The following is a 22540-nucleotide window of genomic DNA, read 5'->3' as shown; positions in this document are numbered from 1 at the left end:
CCAAACACCCGGCCCCGGAACCGTCCAGTTAAAACCCGCTCATCCTGGTGCTCACAGGACGCGGCCGGCGACCCCTTTCAACCGGGTGACCAGCGCCGGGTCACGGGCAGTCGACGGGGTGATGATGGCGTTGTCTAGGCAGGTTTCGATACCGTCCGGCGATGACGTGCGTGGCAATGTCGAAAGGGTTTGCGTGAGCCGGTCGAGCAGGCGCTTGGCCGCCCCTGTATTCGACTGCATCACGGCCAGCACTGAAGCAACATCAACGCTGTCGCCGTCATCGCGCCAGCAATCATAATCGGTGACCATGGCAATCGAGGCGTAGGGCAGCTCGGCTTCGCGGGCGAGGCGCGCCTCGGGCATGTTGGTCATGCCGATCACATCCATTCCCCATTGCCGGTAGAGCTCGCTCTCGGCGCGGGTTGAAAATTGCGGCCCTTCCATCGCCAGGTAAGTGCCGCCACGGGTGACCGGGATGCCCTCGGCCTCGCCGGCGTCCGCCGCCAGGGTGGCCAGACGCGAGCAGACCGGCTGCGCCAGCGGGACATGGGCGACACAGCCCGTCCCGAAAAAGGAGCGCTCCCGACCGACCGTGCGGTCGACATACTGGTCGACCATGACGAAATGCCCCGGCGGCAAGTCTTCACGCAGCGAGCCACAGGCCGAGACGGAGAGGATATCGGTACAGCCGGCCAGTTTCAGCGCCGCGATATTGGCGCGGTAGGGAATGTCCGACGGCGGGATGGCATGGCCGGCGCCATGGCGCGGCAGGAAGACCAGCTCGACGCCGTTCAGCCGCCCGCGGGTGAGCGGCGCAGACGGCGCGCCCCAGGGGGTCTCGATCACCTGTTCACGGACGTCCGCGAGCCCGTCCAGCGCATAAAGGCCGGAGCCGCCGACAATCCCCAGTGTCCATGTCGTCATGGCTCAATTCCTGTCTGCCCCCGCCTGCTGGGGACGTGGCCCTGCGCAGCGTCAGCGAAGCAGGGACGAAGGGGGCCGAGCGCAGCGAGGGGCCGGCGCGGAAAGAAAAGGGCCACGAACTTAGTCCGCGGCCCTCTTCAAACTGGTGCCTGATTGCGAAGCCTAGTGCTTCACATTGGCCCAGACCTGGCGGTAGGCCAGATAGACCAGGATGGCGAAGATCAGCAGGTAGATGAGAACCATCACACCCAACTGCTTGCGCTTCTCCATGTGCGGGTCGCCGGCCCAGCTGAGGAAGGTGGTGACGTCCTCGGCCATCTGCTCGACCGTGGCTTCCGTGCCGTCAGCGTATTCGATGATGCCCTCGGCGAGCGGCGGTGCCATGGCGATGGCGCCCCCGGCGAAGTAGGGATTGTAGTACTGGCCGGCCGCGAGATGGCTGTCTTCCGGTGCGTCTTCATAGCCGGTGAGCAGCGAGTAGATGTAGTTTTCGCCACCGGTCCGGGCCTTGACGATCAGCGACAGGTCCGGCGGGTAGGCACCGCCATTGGAGGCGCGGGCCATCTGCTGGTTGGCGAAGGGCGCCGGAAAGGTATCCGACGGCAGGCCGGCGCGTTCGACCGGATCGCCATCATCATTGACCTCGTCCTGGTCCCAGACGCGCGTATAGCTGGCCGCGATCTGCATCACGATCGGGTTGTCATTCGGGTTCGGGAACATGTCCGACGCGAACGGGCCACCTTGCTGTCCCAGATTGCGGAAACGCATCAGGTCCATCGAGTGACAGGAGGCGCAGACTTCCTGGTAGATCTGGTAGCCACGCTGCACGGCGCTGGTGTCATAGGTGCCGAACGGGCCGTCATGATGCCAGTGGTGCTCGTGCGGCGCGTGCTGGTCACCCTCGAGAGCGGCAGCACTACCGGCGAAACCAAGGGCCGCGATGGCGGCGGCGAAAATGCGGGTCATCTTCATGATCGTCGCTCCCCTCAGGCCTTGTCCGTTCCAAGAACCGCGGCTTCGATCGAGGCCGGACGCTCCTTGGGTTTTTCGATGATGCCCAACACCGGCAGGATGACGATGAAGTAGCCGAAATAGTAGGCGGTCAGGAATTTCGCCAGATATATGAATTTGAAGCCTTCGATCCCGAGCACGAAATCGTCGGGGTTCTTCGCGCCACACCAGCCAAGGCCGAGCGCCGCAACAACAAAGAAGATGAAGAACCAGCGCGTCAGCGGCCGATACCGCATCGAGCGCACCTTCGACGTGTCCAGCCAGGGCAGGACGAACAGGATGCCGATGGCACCGAACATGGCCAGCACGCCGCCCAGCTTGGCGTCGATCGGACCGATGCCGAAATCGATCGCGCGCAGGATCGCGTAGAAGGGCAGGTAATACCATTCCGGCACGATGTGCGCCGGGGTTACCAGCGGGTCGGCCGGGATGAAGTTGTCGGCATGGCCCAGCACGTTCGGCATGAAGAAGACGAAGACCGCGAAGATCATCAGATAGACGATGATCGCGAAGCCGTCCTTGACCGTATAATACGGGTGGAAGGGCAGCGTATCCTTCTTGGATTTCACTTCCAGACCAACCGGATTGCCATTGCCCGGCACATGCAGCGCCCAGATGTGCAGACCGACGACGGCGGCAATCACAAACGGCAGCAGATAGTGCAGCGAGAAGAAGCGGTTGAGCGTCGCCTGGCCGACCGAGAAGCCGCCCCACAACCATTCACGGATCGCTTCACCGACGAACGGCAAGGCGCCAATGAGGTTGGTGATGACCATCGCGCCCCAATAGGACATCTGCCCCCAGGGCAGGACATAGCCCATGAAACCGGTCGCCATCATCAGCAGATAGATCACGACACCGAGGATCCACAGGATCTCGCGCGGCGCCTTGTAGGAACCGTAATACAGGCCCCGGAACATGTGCAGATAGACCGCCACGAAGAAGAAGCTGGCGCCATTGGCGTGCATCGACTGGATCAGCCAGCCGAAGGGCACGTCACGGGTGATGCGCTGGACGCTCTCAAACGCGTAATCCTCGTGCGCCACATAGTGCATGGCCAGCACGATGCCGGAGACGATCTGGATCATCAGGAAGATGGCGAGGATACCGCCGAAGGTCCACCAGTAGTTCAAATTCCGCGGCGTCGGGAAGTCGACGAAGCTGTCATAGCCGAGGCGGATGATCGGGAGACGCTCATCGAGCCATTTCTCGATCCCGGTCGACGGATTGTAGGTCGAAGGTCCGCTCATGATACAGCCCACCCGGAGTTATCAGCTTCTTCAGGCGACAGACCGATCTTCACGGTCGTCTCGGTCTCGAAGTAGTAGTCGGGAACCGGGAGATTTTCCGGTGCCGGTCCGCGACGAATGCGGGCCGAAGTGTCGTAGTGCGACCCGTGGCACGGGCAGTACCAGCCGTCATAATCGCCGGTATTGGCAGCCAGACCCAGCGGCACACAGCCCAGATGGGTGCAATTGCCCTTCACGATCAGGAATTCCGGACGCAGGACGCGATTGGCATCCGTGCCCGGCGTGCCGGCCGGCAGATTGTCATTGCGGGCTTCCTCGTCCGGCAGAGCACCAAGCTCGACCGCACGGGCCTCGGCAATCTCTGCCTCGGTCCGGTGACGGATGAAGACAGGTCCACCGCGCCACATGACAGTGATCTCCGATCCGACCGCCACGGTCGACACATCAACGCGGATGGACCCCAGCGCCAGCGTATCCGCTGCGGGGTTCATCTGGTCGATGAACGGCCAGGCCACGAGACCGCCGCCAACAGCGGCCACACCGCCAGCAGCGATATAGATGAAGTCGCGGCGGGACGGTTCCTGACCGTCTGCACCGGGCGCGCCGTTCTCTTCCGTCACGAGCCGACCTCTTCTCTTATCTAATCGGGACCGCGGGATGCGGGCCCTGCCCCAGAAAAACCACGTCACACTTGACGTCCCCGCACGCGCGGGGTTTGACGCGGTATAAACTACTCCCGGACGCACTGACCAGTAGGTGGCGCAATGCCGCATGCAGACAGTTGGGTCCAGTCTCAGCGCGGCTTAGAATGCGGATCGTATTTTTTCAACCGGATATTCCGCAAAACCTGGGGGCGGCGATGCGAGTCGCCGCCTGTTTCGGGGCGGAACTCGACATCATCGAACCCTGCGCCTTTCCCCTGACAGACAAGGGGATCAGGCGCGCTGCCATGGACTACCAGGCCGCCATAACGCCCCTGCGCCATGCCTCGTGGACCGCCTATCAGGCAAGTGCGCAGGCGGCAGTCGGCCGCCTCGTCCTGTTCACGACCAAGGGTGCGGAAGGGCTGTGGAATTTTTCATTCAGACCCGATGACCGGCTGCTGTTCGGCCGCGAAAGCGTCGGGGTACCGGACGATGTTCATGACGCGGCGGAATGTCGCGTCAAAATTCCGATTCGCGACGGGATGCGTTCGTTGAATGTGACGGTGAGCGCGGGAATCGCCCTGGCGGAAGCCAGTCGGCAGTTTGCGGTGGGGTAGGTAGCGGCACCCTCACTCCCCTTCTGCCCCCGCAAAGCGGGGAAAGTGGCCCGAGGCGCAGCCTCGGGTCGAAGGGGGCCGAGCGAAGCGAGGGAGGAGCCGCCTGCTGCGATTCACCTCCCGCCAATAGCAGGACGCCCTCCAGCGCGACGGTTCGGGTCGGAGGAGGTGCGTCGCTCGGACCGCACCATAAATCTCTTGACAGCCAGCAGGCCGCATCCGGTTTTCCAGCTCAAGGGTAAAACCGCGGAGCGGCCGCTATGCGGCCCTTGACCTGGAAAACCGGATGCGGCGACATCCCGGCAAGCGATGTATGGACCGGTACGCGCAGACGCGCCCTCACCGACGAGCACACGTCCTGTCAGACTTGGTATCCACAGGCAGGCCGAACGCTTCTCGCCCCCCCTGCGACACCCCGTTCACTTGCCCTCACCCGCCAAGGCGCTAAACATCGCGGCATGACGAATACCACCTCCCCCGCCGCCGCAGCCTCCGACATCCAACGCGAATCGGCCAAGGCCTGGTTCGAGGAGCTGCGCGACCAGATCTGCGGCGAGTTCGAGGCCCTCGAGCGCGAGGCGCCGGACGCGCTCTACCCGCGTGACCCCGGCACATTCGAGCGCGAAGACTGGCGCCGCGGTGACGGGTCTGCCGATGAAGGCGGCGGCACGATGGCGATCATGCGCGGTCGCCTGTTCGAGAAGGTCGGCGTGCATGTCTCGGCCGTGAAGGGCGAGTTCTCGGAGCAATTCCGCCAGCAGATTCCCGGCGCCGCCGAGGATCCGCGCTTCTACGCCACCGGCGTCTCGCTGATCGCCCATATGTGGTCACCCAAAGTGCCGGCCGTGCATATGAATACCCGTTTCATTACCACGACCGAGTGGTGGTTTGGCGGCGGCATGGACCTGACCCCGGTGCTCGACCGGGCCCGCAACCAGGACCATCCCGATGCCGTCGACTTTCACGCCGCCTGCCAGGCCGCCTGCGACAAGCATGGCGGGGATTTCCATGCCCGTTTCAAAAAGTGGTGCGACGAATATTTCTACCTGCCGCATCGTGACGAGCCGCGCGGCATTGGCGGCATATTCTACGACCGCCACAATACCGGCGACTGGGACACCGATTTCGCCTTCACCCGCGATGTCGGCCTCGCCTTTCTCGACATCTATCCGAAGATTGTCCGTCGCCGCATGGGCGAGAGCTGGACGGCGGAGGATCGCGAGGAACAGCTGATCCGCCGCGGCCGCTATGCCGAGTTCAACCTGCTGCACGACCGGGGCACCAAATTCGGCCTCGAGACCGGCGGCAATGTGAAATCGATCCTGTCGTCCATGCCGCCGGAAGCGAAGTGGCCGTAAGCCGGACGGGCCGGGAAATTCCTGCCCGGCAAGGCTGAGCCCCCGGCAAATACCGCCTGGAGCCCGCCCGGACACATCACGAAATAGCAGGCGATCTCAGCAAGTTGAGCTGGCATCCGGGTTGCAAACTCCTGGCGGTGAGTTTGTAGCAAGGCGTCAGACAATGAGTGTTTCCGGTATCGGCCCGACGGCTGTGAACCCGTTTCTCACCGCGACATCCCGCCCCGAAACTGCCCGCACCGAAGAGGTTCGGACAGCCACGACGGCCACGAGCCAGTATCCGGCAGCCAGGACCACTGCCAAAAGCACCGCAAGCCCGGGCTCATCGCAAACAGAACCGACCTCCAAGGCCTTGTCGACCGAGGAGTCCGCCGCCGTCTCGGAATTCCTGCGCTGGGCCAATATGACACCGGCAGAGCGCATCCGGGCACAATATCTCGAGCAGGAAGGTCTGAGTGAAGACTCACTGGCTGCCCTGCCCGAGGAAGAGCGCGAGCGCATCGAGATGGAAATCCAGCAACGCATCCGCGACGCGCTGGGCGGCACGGCTGACGGGGCCGGGACCTCGCAACGGGCCAACCAAGCCTATCAGGCCACGTCCGGCCTTGCGGTCTGACCGGACGCCAGGCTTGATAACAGCCCGCCCGCATCCAATAGCGGATCGGGCCGCATCAAACGGGTGAACCCAAGAGGCGAACCCGTCGTGCCAGAGACCCAGATTTCCCTGCCCTACCAGCGTTTTCACGCCAATATCGTGGCGACAGCCTTCGCGCCGCATCGTCATGACAGCTATGTCTTCGCGCTCACCACTCGCGGGGTGCAGGATTTCGACTATCGCGGCTCGACGCGGCGCTCGCGGCCCGGCGCCGTCGTCGTCCTGCATCCCGATGAGTTGCATGACGGCCGCCCGGGCGCTGAAGGCGGTTTCGGCTATGCCGGTCTGAGCCTCCTGCCGGAAGCGCTCTCGCAATACCGGCCCGGCGGCGGACTGCCCTTCCTGCCCGGCGGGGTCAGTCGCGATCCGGCGTTGATCAGCGCCGTGCGCGCCATGCTGGATCTGCCACCACGGGCTGGCACCCTCGAGCATGAGAACGCGCTGATCGACCTTGCCCTTGCGCTTGATCGCCTCAGCGATGCGCCGGTTGCGGCAAGCCCGGTCAGCCGCGCAGTGGTCGAGGCGGCCTGCGATCATATCCGCGCCCACAGCGCCCGCGGCGTGTCACTGGACGAGCTGGAACGTCTGACCGGTCTGGACCGCTGGCAGTTGAGCCGCGACTTCCGGACCCTGCGCGGCACCAGCCCGGCGCGATACCTGACCCAGCGCCGCCTAGATCAGGTCCGCCAGGCCATCGCCGGTGGCGACCGGTTGGCCGATGCAGCGCACCAAGCCGGCTTTGTCGACCAAGCCCATATGAGCCGCCACTTCAAGGCAGCCTATGGCATTACGCCCGGCCAGTTCGCCCGCACGATCGTACAAGACCCGCGCTCGCCGGTTCGACATCCTGTCCTTCACTGACCGCCAACCGGGCGGTCGCGTTGAAGGAAACATCCATGCCCCTCACCCCGCCTCATCGCAGCCGGATCGCGCTGCTCGTCGAACTCGCCATCGTCGCGATCGTGATGGCCGGCTCGAAGGCGTTGTTCGACCAGGTCGACTGGCGTTTCGCCGGCCCCTTCTCGATGGCCTGCACCATCACCACCATCGCCGTGATCAGTGCCACGCGAAAGGAGAGCTGGGCGAATTTCGGCTTTCGCAAACTGCGCCGCTGGTGGTCCGGCCCGCTGATCCTGCCACAAGCCCTGCTCGGGGTGATTGCCATCATCGCCATCGGCGCCGGTACAGCTTATCTGGGCGATGCGGTGGGGCTGTGGAGTGTCGAGGAAACGCCCGAAGGCGTTGAGGCCCGGTGGGGCAATGTCGAGGGCAATCTGCCGGTCTACCTGATGTGGCTCGCCATCATCTGGACCAGTGCCGCCTTTGGCGAGGAGATCTTCTTTCGCGGCTATCTGATCAACCGGGTCGGTCAGTTCCTGCCGGATGCGCGCTGGGCCAGTTTCGTCGCCATCCTGATCCCGGCCCTCATTTTCGGCGCCGTGCACGCCTACTACCAGGGCTTCCGGGGGTTTGTGGTGACCGGGCTGATCGGCCTCGCCCTCGGCGCGCTCTATCTCGCCAACAAGCGCAATCTCTGGCCCAACATCCTCGCCCATGGCGCCGTCGACACGCTCGGCTTCACGGCGATGTATCTCGACCTGGACATCTGAGCACCACGCCGATCAGGCACGCCGCAATAGCCGTCTTGTAACGGGCTTGCGGCGGCGCCGGTTCGGGATTACACATATGCATTGATATCTATGTATATGGAGCCTGCCATGCCCTCGCGTCGAAGCCTGCTCATTGCCGGAGGCGCCACCCTGTTGGTGGTTGGCGCCGGAAGCGCCTCGGTCTTGATGCGGGATGCGCCGGCCGCGCGCGAACCGTGGTCGCAGGCCGGACAAAGCTTTGACGATGCCCGTCTCGACGCGCTGGCCTTCGCGATCCTTGCGCCCAACCCGCACAACCGCCAGCCTTGGTGGGTCCGGCTGGATGGCGAGGACCGGCTGACCCTGTTTTGCGATCTGGACCGCCGCCTGCCGCAGACCGACCCGTTCGACCGCCAGATCACGGTCGGTCTCGGCGCTTTCCTCGAACTCCTGCGGATGGCGGCGCAGGCCGATGGCTACCGGCTGGAGACCGCCCTGTTCCCGCTCGGCGACGGCGAACCCCGTCTCGATCAGCGACCAGTCGCCAACGTGCGCTTTGTCCGGGATCCCGACGCCGGGACCGATCCATTGTTCGCGCATGTGCCCGACCGCAGAACCGTGCGCACGCCGTTCCGCGATGATCGACCGGTCTCTACCGACGACCTAGCCGAACTGGACCGACTGGCCAGCGCGATACCGGGCGTGCAGCGACGCAGCAGTACTGACGCGGCGCTGGTCGAGACCGTGAAATCGCACCTGCATCAGGCTTGGCATATCGAATACGACACATCGCGCACCCATGCTGAAAGCCTGGCCTTGACCCGGATCGGGGCGGCAGAGGTGGCTGCCAATCCGGACGGGATTTCTCTCTACGGCCCGATGATGGAAGCCTGGCGCGGGCTGGGACTGCTCAACCATGCAAGCCTCACCCGCCCCGACACCATGGCCGCGCGAGGCGCGCTGGATTTCTATGACAGCGCAATCGGCAGCGCCCAAGCCTTCGCCTGGCTCGAGACGGCGTCCAATGACCGGGTCGCGCAAATTCACACCGGGGCCGCTTGGCTGCGCACCCACCTGGCGGCCACGGCGAACGGCCTTGCCTTTCATCCGCTCAGCCAAGCACTGCAGGAATTTCCCGAGATGGCGGGTGTTTACAACGCCGTCCACGCCCTGCTCGGCGTCGCGGCCCCGTCCCGCATCCAAGGCTTGTTCCGACTCGGTTATGTTGACAGCGTACCGCGACCCGCACCGCGCTGGCCCATGGAAACCCGCCTGATGCCACTGGCCTGATGCCAGCCTGACGCGAGCCGTTCCAAGCGGAAAGATTGATGCCGACACCCGAAACACCTGCCTCTGACACGTCCGGTGCGGCGCTCGACCCGCCGGAATTCAAGGTGTTGACCGAGATCGGGATCATCGCCCACCTGGCCGACAATCTGCTCGCGTCGGTGCTGCCGGACGGGCTGACGACGGCGCAATTCGGCATTCTCAACCATCTCGTGCGGCTGGGCCGACGCGAGACCATCAGCGAGCTGGCCAGCGCGATGCAGGTCGCGCAACCGACCATGTCCTCGACCATTCGCCGGCTGGAGGCGGCCGGACTGGTCAATCTGCAACCGGACGCCAAGGATCGCCGTATCCGGCGTGTGGTGTTGACGCCCGCCGGCCACGCCATGCGCCAAAGCGCCCTTGCTGGCATCGGCCCGTTGCGTGAGCGCTACGCCGACCTGATCCGCAACGAGGTCTGGACCGACCTCCTCACCCCCCTGCGTGAAGTCCGCGGAGCGTTGGATCGGAACCGGCCAACCACGCCCGCAAGAAAAAAAGGCCCCGGCCAATCGACCGGGGCTCTTCAAATCCGTGACGGGTGATATCGCCTAGTGTTTGGTCAGCTTGGCGATCAGCTCTTCCCGGGTCGGCTCAAAGCGTTCGGCGATCCAGATCGCCTTGAGTTCGTCCAGCGCGTCGCCGAGCATCGGGCCGGGCTCATAGCCGAGCAGGATGAGATCGCCGCCCTTGACCGGGAAGTCCGGCTCTTTCCATTCACGGGCGAATTGCGCCAGCAGGGTCCAGTCGCGCGGCGGCGGGGCCACCTCGCCAGCGGCTTCGAGCCGGACCTGGTCTTCAAAGGCACGGGCGCCCAATGTCATGATCGCGCGCTCGGCGGCGGCACTGTCCGACCAGGCCTTGCGAACATCCTCGCGGGCGGCCGGATTGACCGCTCCTTCGAGACGACGGGTTTCCGCGTTCGACATTTTCAACTTGGCTGCCATGGTCTTGATCCTTTCCGGTCCGCCATCGGCGAGCGCCGCAAATCTCAGCATCGAATCGGGCGCTAATCCGTATTCTACATCTTGCGCAATGATACCGCTCAGGACTCTTAATGATCCGTTCACTCCGAGCATCATTTCCAGTAGGCCGAAATCGCGCATCAGCTTAACGGCCGCGCGCGGATCAGGCGCTGCCAGCAGCTTTTTCAGCTCCATCCAGACCCGTTCGGCGGATAATTTATGAACGCCGGCGACGTGTTTTCTGACCGCTGCAAGGGCCGTCGGGTCAACTTCACCGCCGCCATACCAGGCCTGAAAGCGGAACAGGCGGAGGATTCGCAAATAGTCCTCGCGGATCCTCGTTTCGGCATCACCGACGAAAACGAAGCGTCGTTCGGCAAGGTCGGCGAGCCCGCCGGTCGGGTCATGGACCACACCGGCAGTATCGGCGTAGAGGGCGTTGAGACGAAAGTCGCGGCGACGCGCATCCTCGGCCCAGTCCTGGGTGAAGCTGACCACGGCGCGGCGACCATCGGTGGCCACATCCTTGCGCAGGCTGGTGACCTCGAAGGGCTGGCCGTCGGCGACCACCGTGATCGTGCCATGCGCCTTGCCGGTCGGAACCGGTTTGAGGCCGGCAGCGCGAGCGGCTGCAATCACCGCGTCAGGGTCGAGCCGGGTGGCAATGTCGATATCGGCGACCGGCTCACCGAGCAGCGCATTGCGCACACAGCCGCCGACAAAGCGCGCGCCACCCGGACAGGCCGCCTCGAGTGCGGTCATCACCTTGCGCGTGGCCGGCGCGGTCATCCAGCCATGCTGCGCCGGATCAAGCGTCAGTGCGGTCATTGCGGATCGTCAGTCCCGCTCTCGTCACCGGTCGGTTCGTCGCTAGTCTCGTCCTCGCCAGCGGGCACGAAATGGCCGGGAATGATGCGACCGTCCACGCTTTGCGGCGGCACATAGCGATCACCGGCATGACCGGCATTGCGGGCGTCGACGAACACCATCACCAGCATCATCAGCACGGCCAGCCCGGCCCCGGCCGCCGCCAGCCGCAGGGTCGGTAACCGCCCCGCATCCGGCACCCGCGATGACAATCTCTGCCACAACAGGAAGAGCGCGAAAGGCAGCAGGAAGGAGGCGATTTCGATGAGCGTTATGCGGACCATGTTTCAACCATATAGCCGATCGTGCAGGGATTTCAGCATGCCTGCCGTCGCCCCCCAGATATAGCGACCTTGCCACGGCATCGCATAGAAATGCCGGACATGCCCCTGCCATTCGCGCGACTGACGCTGATGATTGGCCGGGTCCATCAGGAAATCGAACGGCGTTTCAAAGACATCGGCCACTTCGCCCGGATCGGGGCGGACCACATAGCCCGGCTTGATCACACCGACAAAGGGCGTGACATGATAGCCGGTCACGGTGGCATAGGCGTCGAAGCGACCGATCAGCTCGACATGGGCCGGTGAGATGCCGACTTCCTCCTCCAGCTCACGCACAGCCGCTTGGGCTGCGGTCTCGCCATTGTCGTCGATACGGCCACCGGGAAAGGCAACCTGGCCGGCGTGACGTGGCAGGTGCGAGGCCCGCTCGGTCAGAAGCAGACGCGGCGGGCCATCATGCAGGATGAGCGGTGCGACCACCGCAGCGGTACGGATTTCGACGTCGGCAAAGGCGGCGGGCACGCCGGCAGCCCCGCCATTGAGATCGGCATCACCGAAACGCGGCAGTCCGGTTGGACCCTCGACCGGGTCAAGCCGGTCACGCAAACGGTCCAGAAGCGCAGCGGTTTCAGGCGCGGCGGTCACGGGCTCACGCGCCCAAGGCGAAGAATTCGCCGCCGCTCCAGACGCCGGTGACGCCGTCATGCTCGACTGCCAATTCCGCCAATTCGTAGAAGACAGGCCGTGTCATCAGGGCCTGCAGATTGCCGCGGACATGAACGAGGGGAGTCGGTTCGCCGGTGCCCGCCTCGACGGTCACCGAAATCGGGTGATCGGGACCGGCCTCGATCAGCTCGTCCATATTGGTGTGAAAAACCAGCGACTGGTCACGGCCCTCGCCGACGGCATCGACTCGCACGGCCAGGAAGGGCGCGACCTCGACCTCGATGCCGATTTTCTCAACCGGCGTCACAAGATAATGAATGCCGTCGTCATCTTTCCGCAAGATTGTGGCAAACAGGCGTATCAGACGGTCGCGCGTGATGCGCGTACCCTCATGCCACCATGATCCGTCCCGCTTGATGACGAGGTCCATCTCACCGCAATACGTGGGATGCCAACGCTCGACCGGCGGCAGGCCGCTTCCCGCTTCGCGGGCGGCTTTGAGCAGGGACTGCATTGGATCACGGTTTTGCGTTGCTGCGGGCATGGACACCTTATCTGCGCAACGCCATGCTGCGTCACGCCAATTGGCTTTATAGATCACTTGTATCGCGGAGGAATGTAGGACGATGACCGAGATGAATGAACCCGCAGCAGAGCTGATCGCTGAAGCTGACGCCGCGACGGATCGCCTCAAGGCGGTCAAGGAGTCGATCGGCCGCGTGATTTACGGGCTGGAGAACGAGGTCGAGCTTTGCCTCACCGCCATGCTGTCGGGCGGTCACACCCTGCTCGTTGGCGCGCCGGGCCTGGCCAAGACCCGCCTGGTGGAAACCATCGCGGTGGCGACCGGGATCGACACCAAGCGCATCCAATTCACGCCGGATTTGATGCCAGCCGACATTCTCGGCTCGGAAATGCTTGAGGAAGGCGATGACGGCAAACGTCATTTCCGCTTCCTGCCCGGCCCGATCTTCTGTCGCCTGCTGATGGCCGACGAGATCAACCGCGCCAGCCCACGCACCCAGGCGGCCCTGCTGCAGGCCATGCAAGAAGGCCATGTCACCATCGCCGGCGAGCGCCACGACCTGCCCAAGCCCTTCCATGTGCTGGCAACCCAGAACCCGATCGAGCAGGAAGGCACCTATCCGCTGCCCGAAGCCCAGCTCGACCGTTTCCTGCTGCGCGTGGACGTGCCCTACCCGTCCCGCGATGCCGAACGGGCCGTGCTGCTGGCAACCACCGGCGCCGTGACCACCGAGTCGGTCTCGGTGCTCGACGCTGCGGAAATCCTCAAACTCCAGGCCCTGGTACGCCGCCTGCCGGTTGGCGAACGGGTACTGGAATCCATTCTCGACCTGCTGCGCCTGGCCCGCCCGGAAGATTCCGACGTGCCGGAAGTTCGCGAAGGCGTGTCCTGGGGTCCCGGCCCGCGCGCCGGCCAGGCGCTGATGCTGGCCTGCCGCGCCCGCGCGCTCCTTCAGGGCCGCCTCGCCCCGTCGACCGAAGATGTCGCGGCATTGGCCGAACCGGTCCTGAAACACCGCATGGCGCTGTCCTTTGCGGCCCGCGCTGACGGCCACACGCTGGAAGGCCTGATCAAGTCCCTCGCTGACCGGGCGGCCTGATCATGAGCCAGGGTGGCAATCGCCAGGATGAGGCGCGTGTCGTCTCGCTGCGCCATGAAGGCGAGGACGCGGCCGCCAGCCTGCCAGCGCTCCTCGCCGAAGCCGATCGCATCGCCGCGACGGTCGCCCAAGGTGTGCATGGCCGTCGCCGCTCGGGCATTGGCGAGACGTTCTGGCAATACCGCCACCACCGCCCGGAAGACGGACGCCAGGCCATCGACTGGCGCCAATCGGCGCGCTCGGACCAGCTTTTCGTGCGCCAGAATGAATGGGAAGCGGCCAATACGATCTGGCTGTGGCGCGATGGCTCGGCCTCGATGCGCTACAGCTCCAGCCGCAATCACGGCGCCAAGATCGACCGCGCGGCGGTCTGCCAGATCGCCGTCGCAGCCCTGCTGACCCAGGGCGGTGAACGGGTCTCGGTACTCGGCGAATCGGCAATTGCCCGCACCGGCGCTTTGGGCCTGGAGCGCGCCTCGCGCCGTCTGGCACTCGGTCCCGGCGATGCCACCTCGGTGGAAGCGCCCAACATGTCGCGCTATGGCCGCGTCGTGCTGGCCAGCGATTTCCTTGATCCAGTCGAGACCTGGGCTGCCCGCCTGTCACGCTTTGCCGCCATGGAAGCCCAGGGCGTGCTGCTGCGCGTGATCGACCCGGCCGAGGAAGACTTCCCCTATGCCGGCCGCACCCGTTTCGAACACCCGGGCGGCGGCGCCAGCCTGCTCTTCGGTCGCGCCGAGGAAGCCCGCTCGGCCTATCGCCAACGCTGGGCCGAGCATGGCGAACGCCTTGCCGATCTCGCCCGCCAATATGGCTGGACCCTGGTGACCCACCGCACCGACCGGCCGGCAACCAGCGCCGTTCTGGCCCTTTTCCGCGCCCTTGCGAGGGATGTCTGACCTGATGTTTGCCCTTGGCCCCCTTTCCTTTGGTGCCCCGCTGGCACTGGCCGGCCTCGTCGCGCTGCCGGTCCTGTGGCTGTTGCTGCGGGCCACCCCGCCAGCGCCCAAACGCGCCATCTTCCCGCCGCTGCGCCTGTTGCTGGGTGCGCCGGATGATGCCGAAACACCGCAGCATGCGCCGTGGTGGTTGATCCTGTTCCGACTGCTGATTGCCGCCCTGATCATCATCGCCCTCGCCCGTCCCGTCTGGACGCCGCCGAATGTCGAGGAAGAGACCCGTCCGGCCCTCATCGTGATGGATACCGGCTGGGCCAGTGCCGCCGCCTGGAATGATATGCGCCAGGAAGCCGAGCGCCTGATCGGTGACGCCGAGCGCGACGGTCGCGCGGTGGCCCTGGTGACTACGGCACCGACCGGACAGGCCCTGCCGGCCCTGCGCCTCGGCAATGCCGATGAGGCCCGCCGCCGGCTGGACAGTATCGAACCACAACCCTGGCCGGCGGATCGCGCCGCCACGGCCGAGCGCATCGGCACGGCTCGCAGCAATGGTACGCTGGATGGCGCCATGGCGGTGACCTGGCTCAGCGACGGGGTCGACAGCCGCGACGCCGCCGAACTGGCCCGCATGCTCGACGGTCTGGGCGACCTCACCGTGATCGAACCCGATGCCGGCCGGGCACCCCTCGCCCTTGCCGCGCCGGAACCGGCCGCCGACGGGCTCACCGTCTCGGTCCTGCGCGCCGGCCGTGACTTTCCGCGGACGGTTGCCGTGACAGCCCTGGGCAGCGATGGTCGTGCCATTGCGCGCCGGGATCTCAGCTTCGACGCCGGCGCCGGTCTCGCCTCGGCCGATATCGCTTTGCCGCTCGACCTACGCAATCGTATCGCCAGCCTGCGCCTGGATGGCACCACTTCGGCGGCCTCGGTCCGCTTGCTGGGGGATCAATGGCAAAGACCGCGGGTCGGCCTGATCACGCTGGAAAGCGATGAGGGCCAGCCGCTCCTGTCCGATTTGCACTATGTGCGCAGTGCGCTGGGTCCGCATGCCCAACTGATCAATGGCGATCTCGACGCCCTGCTGGCCGAGGATATCTCGGTCCTGGTGATGACCGACAATGCGCGGTCCGATGACGTCCGGATTGCCGATTTCGTCAATGAGGGCGGCGTGTTGATCCGTTTTGCCGGACCACGCCTCGCGGCCCAGGGCGATGATCTGTTGCCGGTCATCCTGCGTGAGGGCGGCCGCCTGTTCGGCGGCTCGCTGAACTGGGACGAACCGCAACGCATTGCCGCCTTCCCCGACACCTCGCCCTTCGCCGGCCTGCCGGCCGACAGCACCGCCACCATCGACCGCCAGGTCCTGGCCCAGCCGGGCAGCGCCACGCCGGACCGCGTCTGGGCGCGACTGGAGGACGGCACGCCGCTGGTCACCGCCGAACGGCGGGCCCGCGGCTGGATCGTGCTGTTCCATGTCACCGCCAGCCCGGACTGGTCCGACCTGCCCCTGTCCGGTCTTTTCCCGCGCATGCTGCAGCGTCTGATGGGCCTCGCCCAGGGCGGCACGGCTTCGGTTCCCGGCAATGGCGCCTGGGTGCTCGACCGGGCGCTGGATGCCAGCGGCCAGCTGGTCGCGGCGCCGGTCAGCGCCCGTCCCGTGCCCGCCACGAATTTTGATACCACCCCGGCGTCCCCCGTCGCACCGCCCGGCCTCTACCGGCTCGGATCGGCGGCCAGCGCCCTCAATATCGTCGGACCTGATACCCGCATGGATCCCCTGCCCCGCGACCTTCCCGGTGCCAGCTTTGCCGGACTGGACGGTCCCCGCGCCCGCCATTTCGACGCGCTGCTGTTGGCCGCCGCCCTGATCATGCTGACGCTGGACGTGGTGATCGCCCTCGGCCTGGCCGGCCGCCTGCCTGTGCGCCTCGGCGGTGCGACTGCTGCGGCTGTGCTCGCACTCGGCCTGTCACCGCTGATGACCCCGGCCGCCGACGCCCAGGATGCACCCTCCAGCCCGCAACGCGTCGAGCTGAGCGATGAGATGATGCAGGCCGCGCTCACCTTGCGCTTTGGCTATGTGACCACCGGTGACACCACGATCGACAATCGCAGCCGGGCCGGGCTGACCGGGCTGTCGCAGGAAATATTCCGACGCAGCGCCATGGAACCGGAACCACCGCTGGCCGTGAATGTGAACACCGACGAGCTGATCTTCTTCCCGCTGCTCTACTGGCCGGTCACGCGTGACGCCGCCCCGCTGAGCGATGCCGCCTCGCGCCGGGTCGCTGCCTATCTGGCCGCTGGCGGATTGATCGTCTTTGACACCCAGGACGCCGACATCGCCATGCTGCGCGCCGGCGCCCCGCATCCCGGCCTCGTCAATGTGCTCGACAGCATCGACGTGCCGGCCCTGTCCCAGATCCCCGGCGACCATGTGCTGACACGCGCCTTCTACCTGCTGCAGGAATTCCCCGGTCGTTATTCCGGATCGCCGGTCTGGGTTGAAGCCAATCCGGACGGGGCCTCACGCGACGGCACGTCCGGCGTGATCATCGGCTCGCATGACTGGGCGACCGCTTGGTCGCGTGGCGAGGGCGGCGGCGCGACAGCGCCGATTGATGGCGGCGAACGTCAACGCGAACTGGCTATCCGCTTCGGCGTCAATATCGCCATGTATGCGCTGACCGGAAACTACAAGGCGGACCAGGTCCACGTGCCGGACATACTGGAAAGGCTGGGCCAATGAGTGTGTCGCAAGGCCTGCCCCTGAGCGCCACCGTGTCGGCGCTCGACTTTGCCCCGCTCCTGCCCTGGTCGATAATTGGCGGGCTGGCCGGTATTGCCCTGTTGGCGATTGCCGTCGGCGGCCTGCAAAAACTGTCCGGCTGGATCTGGCGCACGCTTGGCGTGGCCCTGATCGCGCTGGTGCTGGCCAATCCCTCACTGGTCGAGGAAGAGCGCGACCCGCTGCCGGATGTCGCCGTACTGGTTACCGACACCTCGGCCTCGATGACCGTCGGTGGGCGGCGCGAAGCCGCCGGCGAAATGGCAGACGCCCTGCGCCGCGAAGCCGAGAACGACCCGCTGCTCGACCTGATCGAGGTCGAGGCCGGTGAAACCGCCGACGGCACGATGCTGTTTGACGGCGTCAATGCCGCCCTCGCCTCGGCCCCGCCGGACCGTCTGGCCGGTGTCGTCCTGGTCACTGATGGCCAGGTTCACGATGCCCCGCTGGACGCCGATGCACTCAATGTCGACGCCCCGATCCACCATGTCATGACCGGTGACCGCGCCGCTGGAGACCGCCGCCTCGTGATCGAGGAAGCGCCGCGCTACGGCATTGTCGGACAGACCGTCTCCTTCGTGATCCGCGTCGAGGATGACGCCATGCAGGGCACGGCCAATGTCGCCTTCCGCTTCGAGGGCGGTGACCCGCAAGTCCATTCGATCCCGATCGGCCGCTCGACCCGGGTCGAAGTGCCGGTCGAACGTCGCGGCCAGAATGTCATCGAGGCCGAAGTCGAGGCCGGACGCCAGGAATTGTCGCTGATCAACAATCGCGCCGCCGTTTCAGTATCCGGTGTCCGCGACCGGCTGCGAGTGCTGCTGGTGACCGGTGAGCCGCACAATGGCGCCCGCGCCTGGCGCGACCTGCTCAAATCCGACCCCTCGGTCGATCTGGTTCACTTCACCATTCTGCGGCCGCCGGACCGGCGCGATTCGACCCCGGTCGACGAGCTGGCGCTGATCGGCTTTCCGGTCCAGGAGCTCTTTGTCGAACGCCTGAGCGAATTCGACCTGGTGATCTTCGACCGCTATCGCCGTCGCAACATCATGCCGCCGCTCTATTTCGACTATATCGCCCGCTATGTGGAAAATGGCGGCGCGCTGCTGGTTACTGCCGGGCCCCCCTTTGCCGGACCGCCAAGCCTCTACCGCACGCCGCTGGCCGCTGTACTGCCCGTGCGACCGACCGGCTATATCACCGACGCGCCCTTCACACCGGAGCCGACCGATACCGGTCTGCGCCACCCGGTCACGGCCGGACTGGCCGGCGGCGGCGAGACGCCGCAATGGGGTCGCTGGCTGCGTCATATCCATGGCACGGCGCTGGGCGGCGAAACCCTGCTGGAAACACCGGATGGCGATCCGCTGCTGGTCGTGCAGCGCGCCGGCGAAGGCCGCGCTGCCATCGTGATGTCGGACCAGACCTGGCTGTGGTCGCGCGGCTTTGAGGGCGGTGGCCCCTATGCGGAAATGTTCCGTCGCGTCGCCCACTGGCTGATGCGCGAACCGGAGCTGGACGAGGAACGCCTGACCGCCTTTGCCACCGACGGTGAATTGCGGGTCGAGCGCGTCACGCTGGCCGACACACCGCCGCCGCTGCAGCTGACCTGGCCGGACGGGCGCCAGGACGTGGTCACGATGACCGAGGACGAGGCCGAACCCGGCCATTTCGCGGCCCGCCTGCCGGCGTCCGGGTCAGGCCTTGTGCGCCTGCGCTCCGGTGATCTGACAACCGTCGCCGCGCTGGGTCCGATCAACCCGCTGGAATATGCCGACATGCGGCCGACCGACGCCATACTCGACCCCTTTGTCGACGCGACCGGCGGCCGCCTGTTTGCTATCGGCGACGGTCCCGGTGCCAATCTGCCCAATCTGCGCCGCACCCGCTCCACGGCCGACCAATCCGGCCGTTCCTGGCTGGGCCTGCAACGCAATGAGCGCTATGTCGTGCGCGCCTCGACCCGCATCCCGCTGTTGCCGGGCCTGCTGCTGGTCCTGTTGATCACGACGATGCTCGGCTTGGGCTGGTGGCGCGAAGGCCGTTGATCCTGACGGGCCCGCATTCACCATGCGGAAAGGCCTTGTCGGGCATGACAGGGTGAACACGCACCGGAGATCACCATGCGCCGCATCCTGACCCTTATCGCCATCCTCGGTCTCGCACCGGCCCTGTCCGGCTGCCTCGTCATCGGCGCTGCCGCGCTGGCGACCGATGTCGCCGTCGGCACGGCCGGCGCCGCCGTTCGCACCGCCGGTGCCGTCGGCGGCGCCGCCATCGACGTGGTCACCCCCGGTGATGACGACGATGATCACGATCATGACCACTAGCCATGACCACTAGGATGACCCGGCGCTGATCGACACGGGATCGTGTTGCGTCGGTCCTTCTCAACCCCTGCCTGAGTCTGCTACATTGTCCGTGAGGGACTGCTTGTAGACGTATCAGGGAGGCGCGAAATGTTGCGCACAATGACGGCCATTCTGGCACTGGGTACCTTGTCCACCCCGTCGCTGGCAGATCAGCCGGTGGCGATCGGTGAAATCGCCTACGGACCAGAACTTGTTGAACATGCAGAAGATTTTGGCGAGCGTGAGCTGGACCGTCTGGCCGGCTATCTGCGCGACGCACTGGAGCGCGAACTCGCTGACCAACTCGGCGATGGCGGCCGTGTGCTGAACGCGACGATTCTCGACGCCCAGCCCAACCGGCCGACCATGGAGCAGATGAGCGGCGCCCGCGCCCTGCACCACTCGTCAGTGTCAATCGGCGGTGCCGATGTCGAAGCCCAACTGGTTTCCGCCGACGGCGAAATCCTTGAAACTTACAGCTATGGCTGGCGCAGCTGGAATATCCGGGACGTCGTGGGCCATGCCCAATGGACCGATGCCCGGCGCACCTTCTCGCGCTTTGCAGACCAGGTCTCCGACAGCCTCGACGAACGGGCTAACACTGGCTCCTGATCCGCATCTGTGGACTGACATCAACGGACGCACCTTCGCAGGTGCGTCCGTTTTTTTATTGTCCTGCAGCATGGATTTACGCGCGCGCCCCCTGCTCGCGATCACGCGGATGTGATACGCTGGCGCCATCGCAGGGGGGACATGAACCCAGGAGAGACCGACATGCGTACTCTCGTTTGTGTACTTGCGTTGTGTTGCCTTGCTCCACCCGTTGAAGCCCGGGACGATTCCAGCTTCCGGGCCGACTACCGCAGCGAGGCGGGCGGATCCATCGAAATCGGATTGATCGGGTTTTCCGATCTCGTCCGAAGCAAGGCGACCAGTCTCGGCGAAGCCGAACTCGCCCGCCTGTCCGGCTATCTGCGTGACGATCTGGAACGGGCGCTCATCGACGCCAACTGGCATGGTGTGGCCGCTCGCGAAACAGTGCTCACCGTGACCATTCTCGATGTCGTCCCGAACCGACCGACCATGCAGCAGATCCAGGACATGGCCGGTGCCCACTATACGTCCCACGCCGATGGCGGCGCCGCGCTCAGCGCCGTACTGCGCGATGCAGACGGCACCCTGATCGCGACCTTCAACTATGTCTGGTTCAATCCCGACAGCGGTGCCGGCGATGGCTATGGCGTGTGGACCGACACCCGGCAGGCCTTCGACCAGTTTGCCGGCGCCCTGGCGAACAGTCTCGGCGTCGCACCCATGCCGCGCAGCTGAGCGCGGGACAGGCCGGTCATCAGGGTGCGCCGATCCATTTGTGGGTCTGCAGTGACAAGGACCATTTCGGATGCGCCAGGCAGTAGTCGAATGCGGCCTGGGCATTCTCCATCATCTGCGGCCCGTCCATCGGCTGCAGGGAGAAGCGCTTGAAGTCCCACGCCTCAAACGTCGCCGGATCGAGCTCCGGCTGCGGATAGACGAGCTTGAGCTCGTGACCGGAGGTCTGGACGACCGGCGCCTTGCCCTTCGGGCTGACCGTGATCCAGTCAATCCCGTCGGGCGCCTTCACCGTGCCATTGGTTTCCACCGCGATCTCGAAACCGCGTGCATGCAAGGCGTCGATCAAGGGCGTATCAAGCTGCAGCAGCGGCTCACCGCCGGTGCACACCACGAGCGGCACTCCGCCACCCGGCCACAACTCGGCAACGGCTTCGACCAGCGCTTCGGCGGTCTTGAACCGGCCGCCACCGGGCCCGTCCATGCCGACGAAATCCGTGTCGCAGAAATTGCAGACCGCCTTGTGCCGGTCCTGCTCGCGACCGCTCCACAGATTGCAGCCGGCGAAGCGCAGGAAGACCGCCGGTCGGCCCGCCTGGCCGCCCTCGCCCTGCACGGTGAGAAAGCGTTCCTTCACCGAGTAGGTCATGCCGGCAACGACGCTTTCCAGGCCGCGTGACCGCGCGCCCGCAGCTCGCAAGCAGGGCAATGTCCACAGCCATAGCCCCAGGAATGACGCTCGCCGCGTTCGCCGCGATAACAGGTGTGACTGTCTTCCTCGATCAGCGCTGTCAGCGCCCGCCCGCCAAGCCGTTCCGCGAGCGCCCAGGTCTGCGCCTTGTCGAGCTGCATCAGGGGGGTGGCGATCTCCAGAGGCGTGGCGAGGCCGAGGGCGAGCGTTGTTTGCATCGCGTCAATCGTCTCGCGTCGGCAGTCGGGATAACCGGAATAGTCAGTCTCACACATGCCGCCGACCAGAACACCATGCCCGCGGCGATAGGCCAGGGCGGAGGCGACCGTAAGGAAGACGAGATTGCGGCCGGGAACAAATGTGCTGGGCAGGCCGCTGGCCTCCATCTCGATGGCGCGATCCGCTGTCAGGGCGCTCTCGGCGATCGCGCCATAGCCCGACAGGTCGATGACGAAATCCTCACCGAGTCGTGCGGCGGCGTCCGGCAAGGCGGTCGCCATGCCGCCGCGGATCCGCTCGCGCGCCTGCATCTCGACATGGTGTCGCTGGCCGTAATCAAAGCCGACCGTCTCGACGCGATCATAACGGTCGAGCGCCCAGGCGAGACAGGTCGCGGAGTCCTGGCCACCGGAAAACAGGACAAGGGCCGATCGCTCGGCAGGAACAGGGCTGGAGGTATCGCTCATGCGGCGCTTATATAC

The 22540-nt window shown here is 65.5% G+C and carries 24 protein-coding genes; 14 read left to right on the top strand and 10 right to left on the bottom strand.

All coding sequences use genetic code 11. The features are described 5' to 3' along the window. Window positions 1-51: 51 nt before the first annotated feature. The 4 genes from C7435_RS02765 to petA form a co-directional block, all read right to left on the bottom strand. The gene (locus C7435_RS02765) at window positions 52-924 is read right to left on the bottom strand and encodes an S-methyl-5'-thioadenosine phosphorylase (protein ID WP_121209922.1); all 873 of its coding nucleotides are present in this window, start codon (window positions 922-924) and stop codon (window positions 52-54) included. 162 nt (window positions 925-1086) lie between these two features. Continuing rightward, on the bottom strand, window positions 1087-1896 hold the full coding sequence (locus C7435_RS02760) for a cytochrome c1 (RefSeq protein WP_121209921.1): 810 nt from the start codon (window positions 1894-1896) through the stop codon (window positions 1087-1089). Between the two features lie 14 nt (window positions 1897-1910). Further along, on the bottom strand, window positions 1911-3185 hold the full coding sequence (locus C7435_RS02755; protein WP_075189360.1) for a cytochrome b: 1275 nt from the start codon (window positions 3183-3185) through the stop codon (window positions 1911-1913). Next, window positions 3182-3805: a ubiquinol-cytochrome c reductase iron-sulfur subunit gene (gene petA, locus C7435_RS02750; protein ID WP_075189359.1), complete on the bottom strand. Its 624-nt coding sequence runs from the start codon at window positions 3803-3805 to the stop codon at window positions 3182-3184. Before petA ends, C7435_RS02755 begins: the two co-directional genes overlap by 4 nt. Window positions 3806-3993: 188 nt before the next feature. Between petA and C7435_RS02745 the strand changes: the two genes are divergently transcribed. The 7 genes from C7435_RS02745 to C7435_RS02715 all read left to right on the top strand — a co-directional run bounded on the left by C7435_RS02745 (window position 3994) and on the right by C7435_RS02715 (window position 9919). Next, window positions 3994-4446 (top strand): tRNA (cytidine(34)-2'-O)-methyltransferase, encoded by a 453-nt coding sequence (locus C7435_RS02745; protein ID WP_075189358.1) that lies wholly within the window; start codon window positions 3994-3996, stop codon window positions 4444-4446. 458 nt (window positions 4447-4904) lie between these two features. Next, the gene (gene hemF, locus C7435_RS02740) at window positions 4905-5804 is read left to right on the top strand and encodes an oxygen-dependent coproporphyrinogen oxidase (RefSeq protein WP_121209920.1); all 900 of its coding nucleotides are present in this window, start codon (window positions 4905-4907) and stop codon (window positions 5802-5804) included. A gap of 163 nt (window positions 5805-5967) precedes the next feature. Next, complete coding sequence (locus C7435_RS02735; RefSeq protein WP_121209919.1) at window positions 5968-6420, top strand: hypothetical protein; 453 nt, start codon at window positions 5968-5970, stop codon at window positions 6418-6420. An 87-nt stretch (window positions 6421-6507) separates the two neighbouring features. Continuing rightward, window positions 6508-7320 (top strand): helix-turn-helix transcriptional regulator, encoded by an 813-nt coding sequence (locus tag C7435_RS02730; RefSeq protein ID WP_147422612.1) that lies wholly within the window; start codon window positions 6508-6510, stop codon window positions 7318-7320. A 35-nt stretch (window positions 7321-7355) separates the two neighbouring features. Further along, on the top strand, window positions 7356-8069 hold the full coding sequence (locus tag C7435_RS02725; RefSeq protein ID WP_121209917.1) for a CPBP family intramembrane glutamic endopeptidase: 714 nt from the start codon (window positions 7356-7358) through the stop codon (window positions 8067-8069). A gap of 108 nt (window positions 8070-8177) precedes the next feature. Then, a complete protein-coding gene (locus C7435_RS02720; RefSeq protein ID WP_170150321.1) occupies window positions 8178-9338 on the top strand; it encodes an Acg family FMN-binding oxidoreductase in 1161 nt (386 codons plus the stop codon). A gap of 38 nt (window positions 9339-9376) precedes the next feature. Then, window positions 9377-9919, top strand: a complete 543-nt coding sequence (locus C7435_RS02715; protein ID WP_121209915.1) for a MarR family winged helix-turn-helix transcriptional regulator — start codon at window positions 9377-9379, stop codon at window positions 9917-9919. Window positions 9920-9925: 6 nt separating this feature from the next. Here the strand turns inward: C7435_RS02715 and C7435_RS02710 are convergent, their stop codons facing one another. Genes C7435_RS02710 through C7435_RS02695 form a run of 4 tightly spaced genes read right to left on the bottom strand, consistent with a single transcriptional unit; the run spans window position 9926 to window position 12700 of the window. After that, window positions 9926-11167: a CCA tRNA nucleotidyltransferase gene (locus C7435_RS02710; RefSeq protein ID WP_121209914.1), complete on the bottom strand. Its 1242-nt coding sequence runs from the start codon at window positions 11165-11167 to the stop codon at window positions 9926-9928. Then, on the bottom strand, window positions 11164-11490 hold the full coding sequence (locus C7435_RS02705) for a DUF6111 family protein (protein WP_121209913.1): 327 nt from the start codon (window positions 11488-11490) through the stop codon (window positions 11164-11166). Before C7435_RS02705 ends, C7435_RS02710 begins: the two co-directional genes overlap by 4 nt. Window positions 11491-11493: 3 nt before the next feature. Beyond that, window positions 11494-12135: a CoA pyrophosphatase gene (locus C7435_RS02700; protein ID WP_233350664.1), complete on the bottom strand. Its 642-nt coding sequence runs from the start codon at window positions 12133-12135 to the stop codon at window positions 11494-11496. Window positions 12136-12139: 4 nt separating this feature from the next. Further along, complete coding sequence (locus C7435_RS02695) at window positions 12140-12700, bottom strand: DUF1285 domain-containing protein (RefSeq protein WP_233350663.1); 561 nt, start codon at window positions 12698-12700, stop codon at window positions 12140-12142. 82 nt (window positions 12701-12782) lie between these two features. On the opposite strand from C7435_RS02695, the gene C7435_RS02690 reads away from it, so the two are divergent. The 7 genes from C7435_RS02690 (at window position 12783) to C7435_RS02660 (ending at window position 21148) form a co-directional block, all read left to right on the top strand. Next, the gene (locus tag C7435_RS02690) at window positions 12783-13781 is read left to right on the top strand and encodes an AAA family ATPase (RefSeq protein WP_121209910.1); all 999 of its coding nucleotides are present in this window, start codon (window positions 12783-12785) and stop codon (window positions 13779-13781) included. 2 nt (window positions 13782-13783) lie between these two features. After that, entirely contained in the window at window positions 13784-14680 is an 897-nt protein-coding gene (locus C7435_RS02685; protein WP_121209909.1) for a DUF58 domain-containing protein, read from the top strand. 4 nt (window positions 14681-14684) lie between these two features. Then, entirely contained in the window at window positions 14685-17429 is a 2745-nt protein-coding gene (locus C7435_RS02680) for a DUF4159 domain-containing protein (RefSeq protein ID WP_121210003.1), read from the top strand. Continuing rightward, complete coding sequence (locus C7435_RS02675) at window positions 17426-19516, top strand: glutamine amidotransferase (protein WP_121209908.1); 2091 nt, start codon at window positions 17426-17428, stop codon at window positions 19514-19516. The genes C7435_RS02680 and C7435_RS02675 overlap by 4 nt, the downstream gene beginning before the upstream one ends. Window positions 19517-19591: 75 nt before the next feature. Continuing rightward, window positions 19592-19798 (top strand): hypothetical protein, encoded by a 207-nt coding sequence (locus C7435_RS02670; protein WP_121209907.1) that lies wholly within the window; start codon window positions 19592-19594, stop codon window positions 19796-19798. A gap of 129 nt (window positions 19799-19927) precedes the next feature. Beyond that, window positions 19928-20431 carry a DUF3313 domain-containing protein gene (locus C7435_RS02665; protein ID WP_147422611.1) on the top strand — a complete coding sequence of 168 codons (504 nt, stop codon included), beginning with the start codon at window positions 19928-19930 and terminating at the stop codon, window positions 20429-20431. Window positions 20432-20593: 162 nt separating this feature from the next. Beyond that, on the top strand, window positions 20594-21148 hold the full coding sequence (locus tag C7435_RS02660; protein ID WP_147422610.1) for a hypothetical protein: 555 nt from the start codon (window positions 20594-20596) through the stop codon (window positions 21146-21148). 19 nt (window positions 21149-21167) lie between these two features. Here C7435_RS02660 and queE read toward each other — a convergent pair whose 3' ends face one another. Together queE and queC are read right to left on the bottom strand one after the other, a co-directional pair. Continuing rightward, complete coding sequence (gene queE / locus C7435_RS02655) at window positions 21168-21797, bottom strand: 7-carboxy-7-deazaguanine synthase (RefSeq protein ID WP_121210002.1); 630 nt, start codon at window positions 21795-21797, stop codon at window positions 21168-21170. Beyond that, a complete protein-coding gene (queC, locus tag C7435_RS02650) occupies window positions 21794-22525 on the bottom strand; it encodes a 7-cyano-7-deazaguanine synthase QueC (RefSeq protein ID WP_121209904.1) in 732 nt (243 codons plus the stop codon). The genes queE and queC overlap by 4 nt, the downstream gene beginning before the upstream one ends. Window positions 22526-22540 lie beyond the last annotated feature (15 nt).

The organism is Maricaulis maris (assembly GCF_003634045.1).
Lineage (GTDB): Bacteria > Pseudomonadota > Alphaproteobacteria > Caulobacterales > Maricaulaceae > Maricaulis > Maricaulis maris.
The sequence above is the reverse complement of the archived record's forward strand: the minus strand, read 5'-3'. Positions and strand labels throughout refer to the sequence as shown.

Excerpts from the sequence above, each read along its gene's own strand:
- queC (WP_121209904.1), bottom strand. The coding sequence starts at position 22,525 with ATGAGCGATACCTCCAGCCCTGTTCCTGCCGAGCGATCGGCCCTTGTC.
- C7435_RS02680 (WP_121210003.1), top strand. The coding sequence starts at position 14,685 with ATGTTTGCCCTTGGCCCCCTTTCCTTTGGTGCCCCGCTGGCACTGGCC.
- C7435_RS02715 (WP_121209915.1), top strand. The coding sequence starts at position 9,377 with ATGCCGACACCCGAAACACCTGCCTCTGACACGTCCGGTGCGGCGCTC.
- C7435_RS02765 (WP_121209922.1), bottom strand. The coding sequence starts at position 924 with ATGACGACATGGACACTGGGGATTGTCGGCGGCTCCGGCCTTTATGCG.
- C7435_RS02745 (WP_075189358.1), top strand. The coding sequence starts at position 3,994 with ATGCGGATCGTATTTTTTCAACCGGATATTCCGCAAAACCTGGGGGCG.
- C7435_RS02660 (WP_147422610.1), top strand. The coding sequence starts at position 20,594 with ATGCGTACTCTCGTTTGTGTACTTGCGTTGTGTTGCCTTGCTCCACCC.
- C7435_RS02685 (WP_121209909.1), top strand. The coding sequence starts at position 13,784 with ATGAGCCAGGGTGGCAATCGCCAGGATGAGGCGCGTGTCGTCTCGCTG.
- C7435_RS02665 (WP_147422611.1), top strand. The coding sequence starts at position 19,928 with ATGTTGCGCACAATGACGGCCATTCTGGCACTGGGTACCTTGTCCACC.
- C7435_RS02710 (WP_121209914.1), bottom strand. The coding sequence starts at position 11,167 with ATGACCGCACTGACGCTTGATCCGGCGCAGCATGGCTGGATGACCGCG.
- queE (WP_121210002.1), bottom strand. The coding sequence starts at position 21,797 with ATGACCTACTCGGTGAAGGAACGCTTTCTCACCGTGCAGGGCGAGGGC.
- C7435_RS02725 (WP_121209917.1), top strand. The coding sequence starts at position 7,356 with ATGCCCCTCACCCCGCCTCATCGCAGCCGGATCGCGCTGCTCGTCGAA.
- hemF (WP_121209920.1), top strand. The coding sequence starts at position 4,905 with ATGACGAATACCACCTCCCCCGCCGCCGCAGCCTCCGACATCCAACGC.
- C7435_RS02755 (WP_075189360.1), bottom strand. The coding sequence starts at position 3,185 with ATGAGCGGACCTTCGACCTACAATCCGTCGACCGGGATCGAGAAATGG.
- C7435_RS02670 (WP_121209907.1), top strand. The coding sequence starts at position 19,592 with ATGCGCCGCATCCTGACCCTTATCGCCATCCTCGGTCTCGCACCGGCC.
- C7435_RS02675 (WP_121209908.1), top strand. The coding sequence starts at position 17,426 with ATGAGTGTGTCGCAAGGCCTGCCCCTGAGCGCCACCGTGTCGGCGCTC.
- C7435_RS02735 (WP_121209919.1), top strand. The coding sequence starts at position 5,968 with ATGAGTGTTTCCGGTATCGGCCCGACGGCTGTGAACCCGTTTCTCACC.
- C7435_RS02690 (WP_121209910.1), top strand. The coding sequence starts at position 12,783 with ATGACCGAGATGAATGAACCCGCAGCAGAGCTGATCGCTGAAGCTGAC.
- C7435_RS02705 (WP_121209913.1), bottom strand. The coding sequence starts at position 11,490 with ATGGTCCGCATAACGCTCATCGAAATCGCCTCCTTCCTGCTGCCTTTC.
- C7435_RS02695 (WP_233350663.1), bottom strand. The coding sequence starts at position 12,700 with ATGCCCGCAGCAACGCAAAACCGTGATCCAATGCAGTCCCTGCTCAAA.
- C7435_RS02760 (WP_121209921.1), bottom strand. The coding sequence starts at position 1,896 with ATGAAGATGACCCGCATTTTCGCCGCCGCCATCGCGGCCCTTGGTTTC.
- C7435_RS02720 (WP_170150321.1), top strand. The coding sequence starts at position 8,178 with ATGCCCTCGCGTCGAAGCCTGCTCATTGCCGGAGGCGCCACCCTGTTG.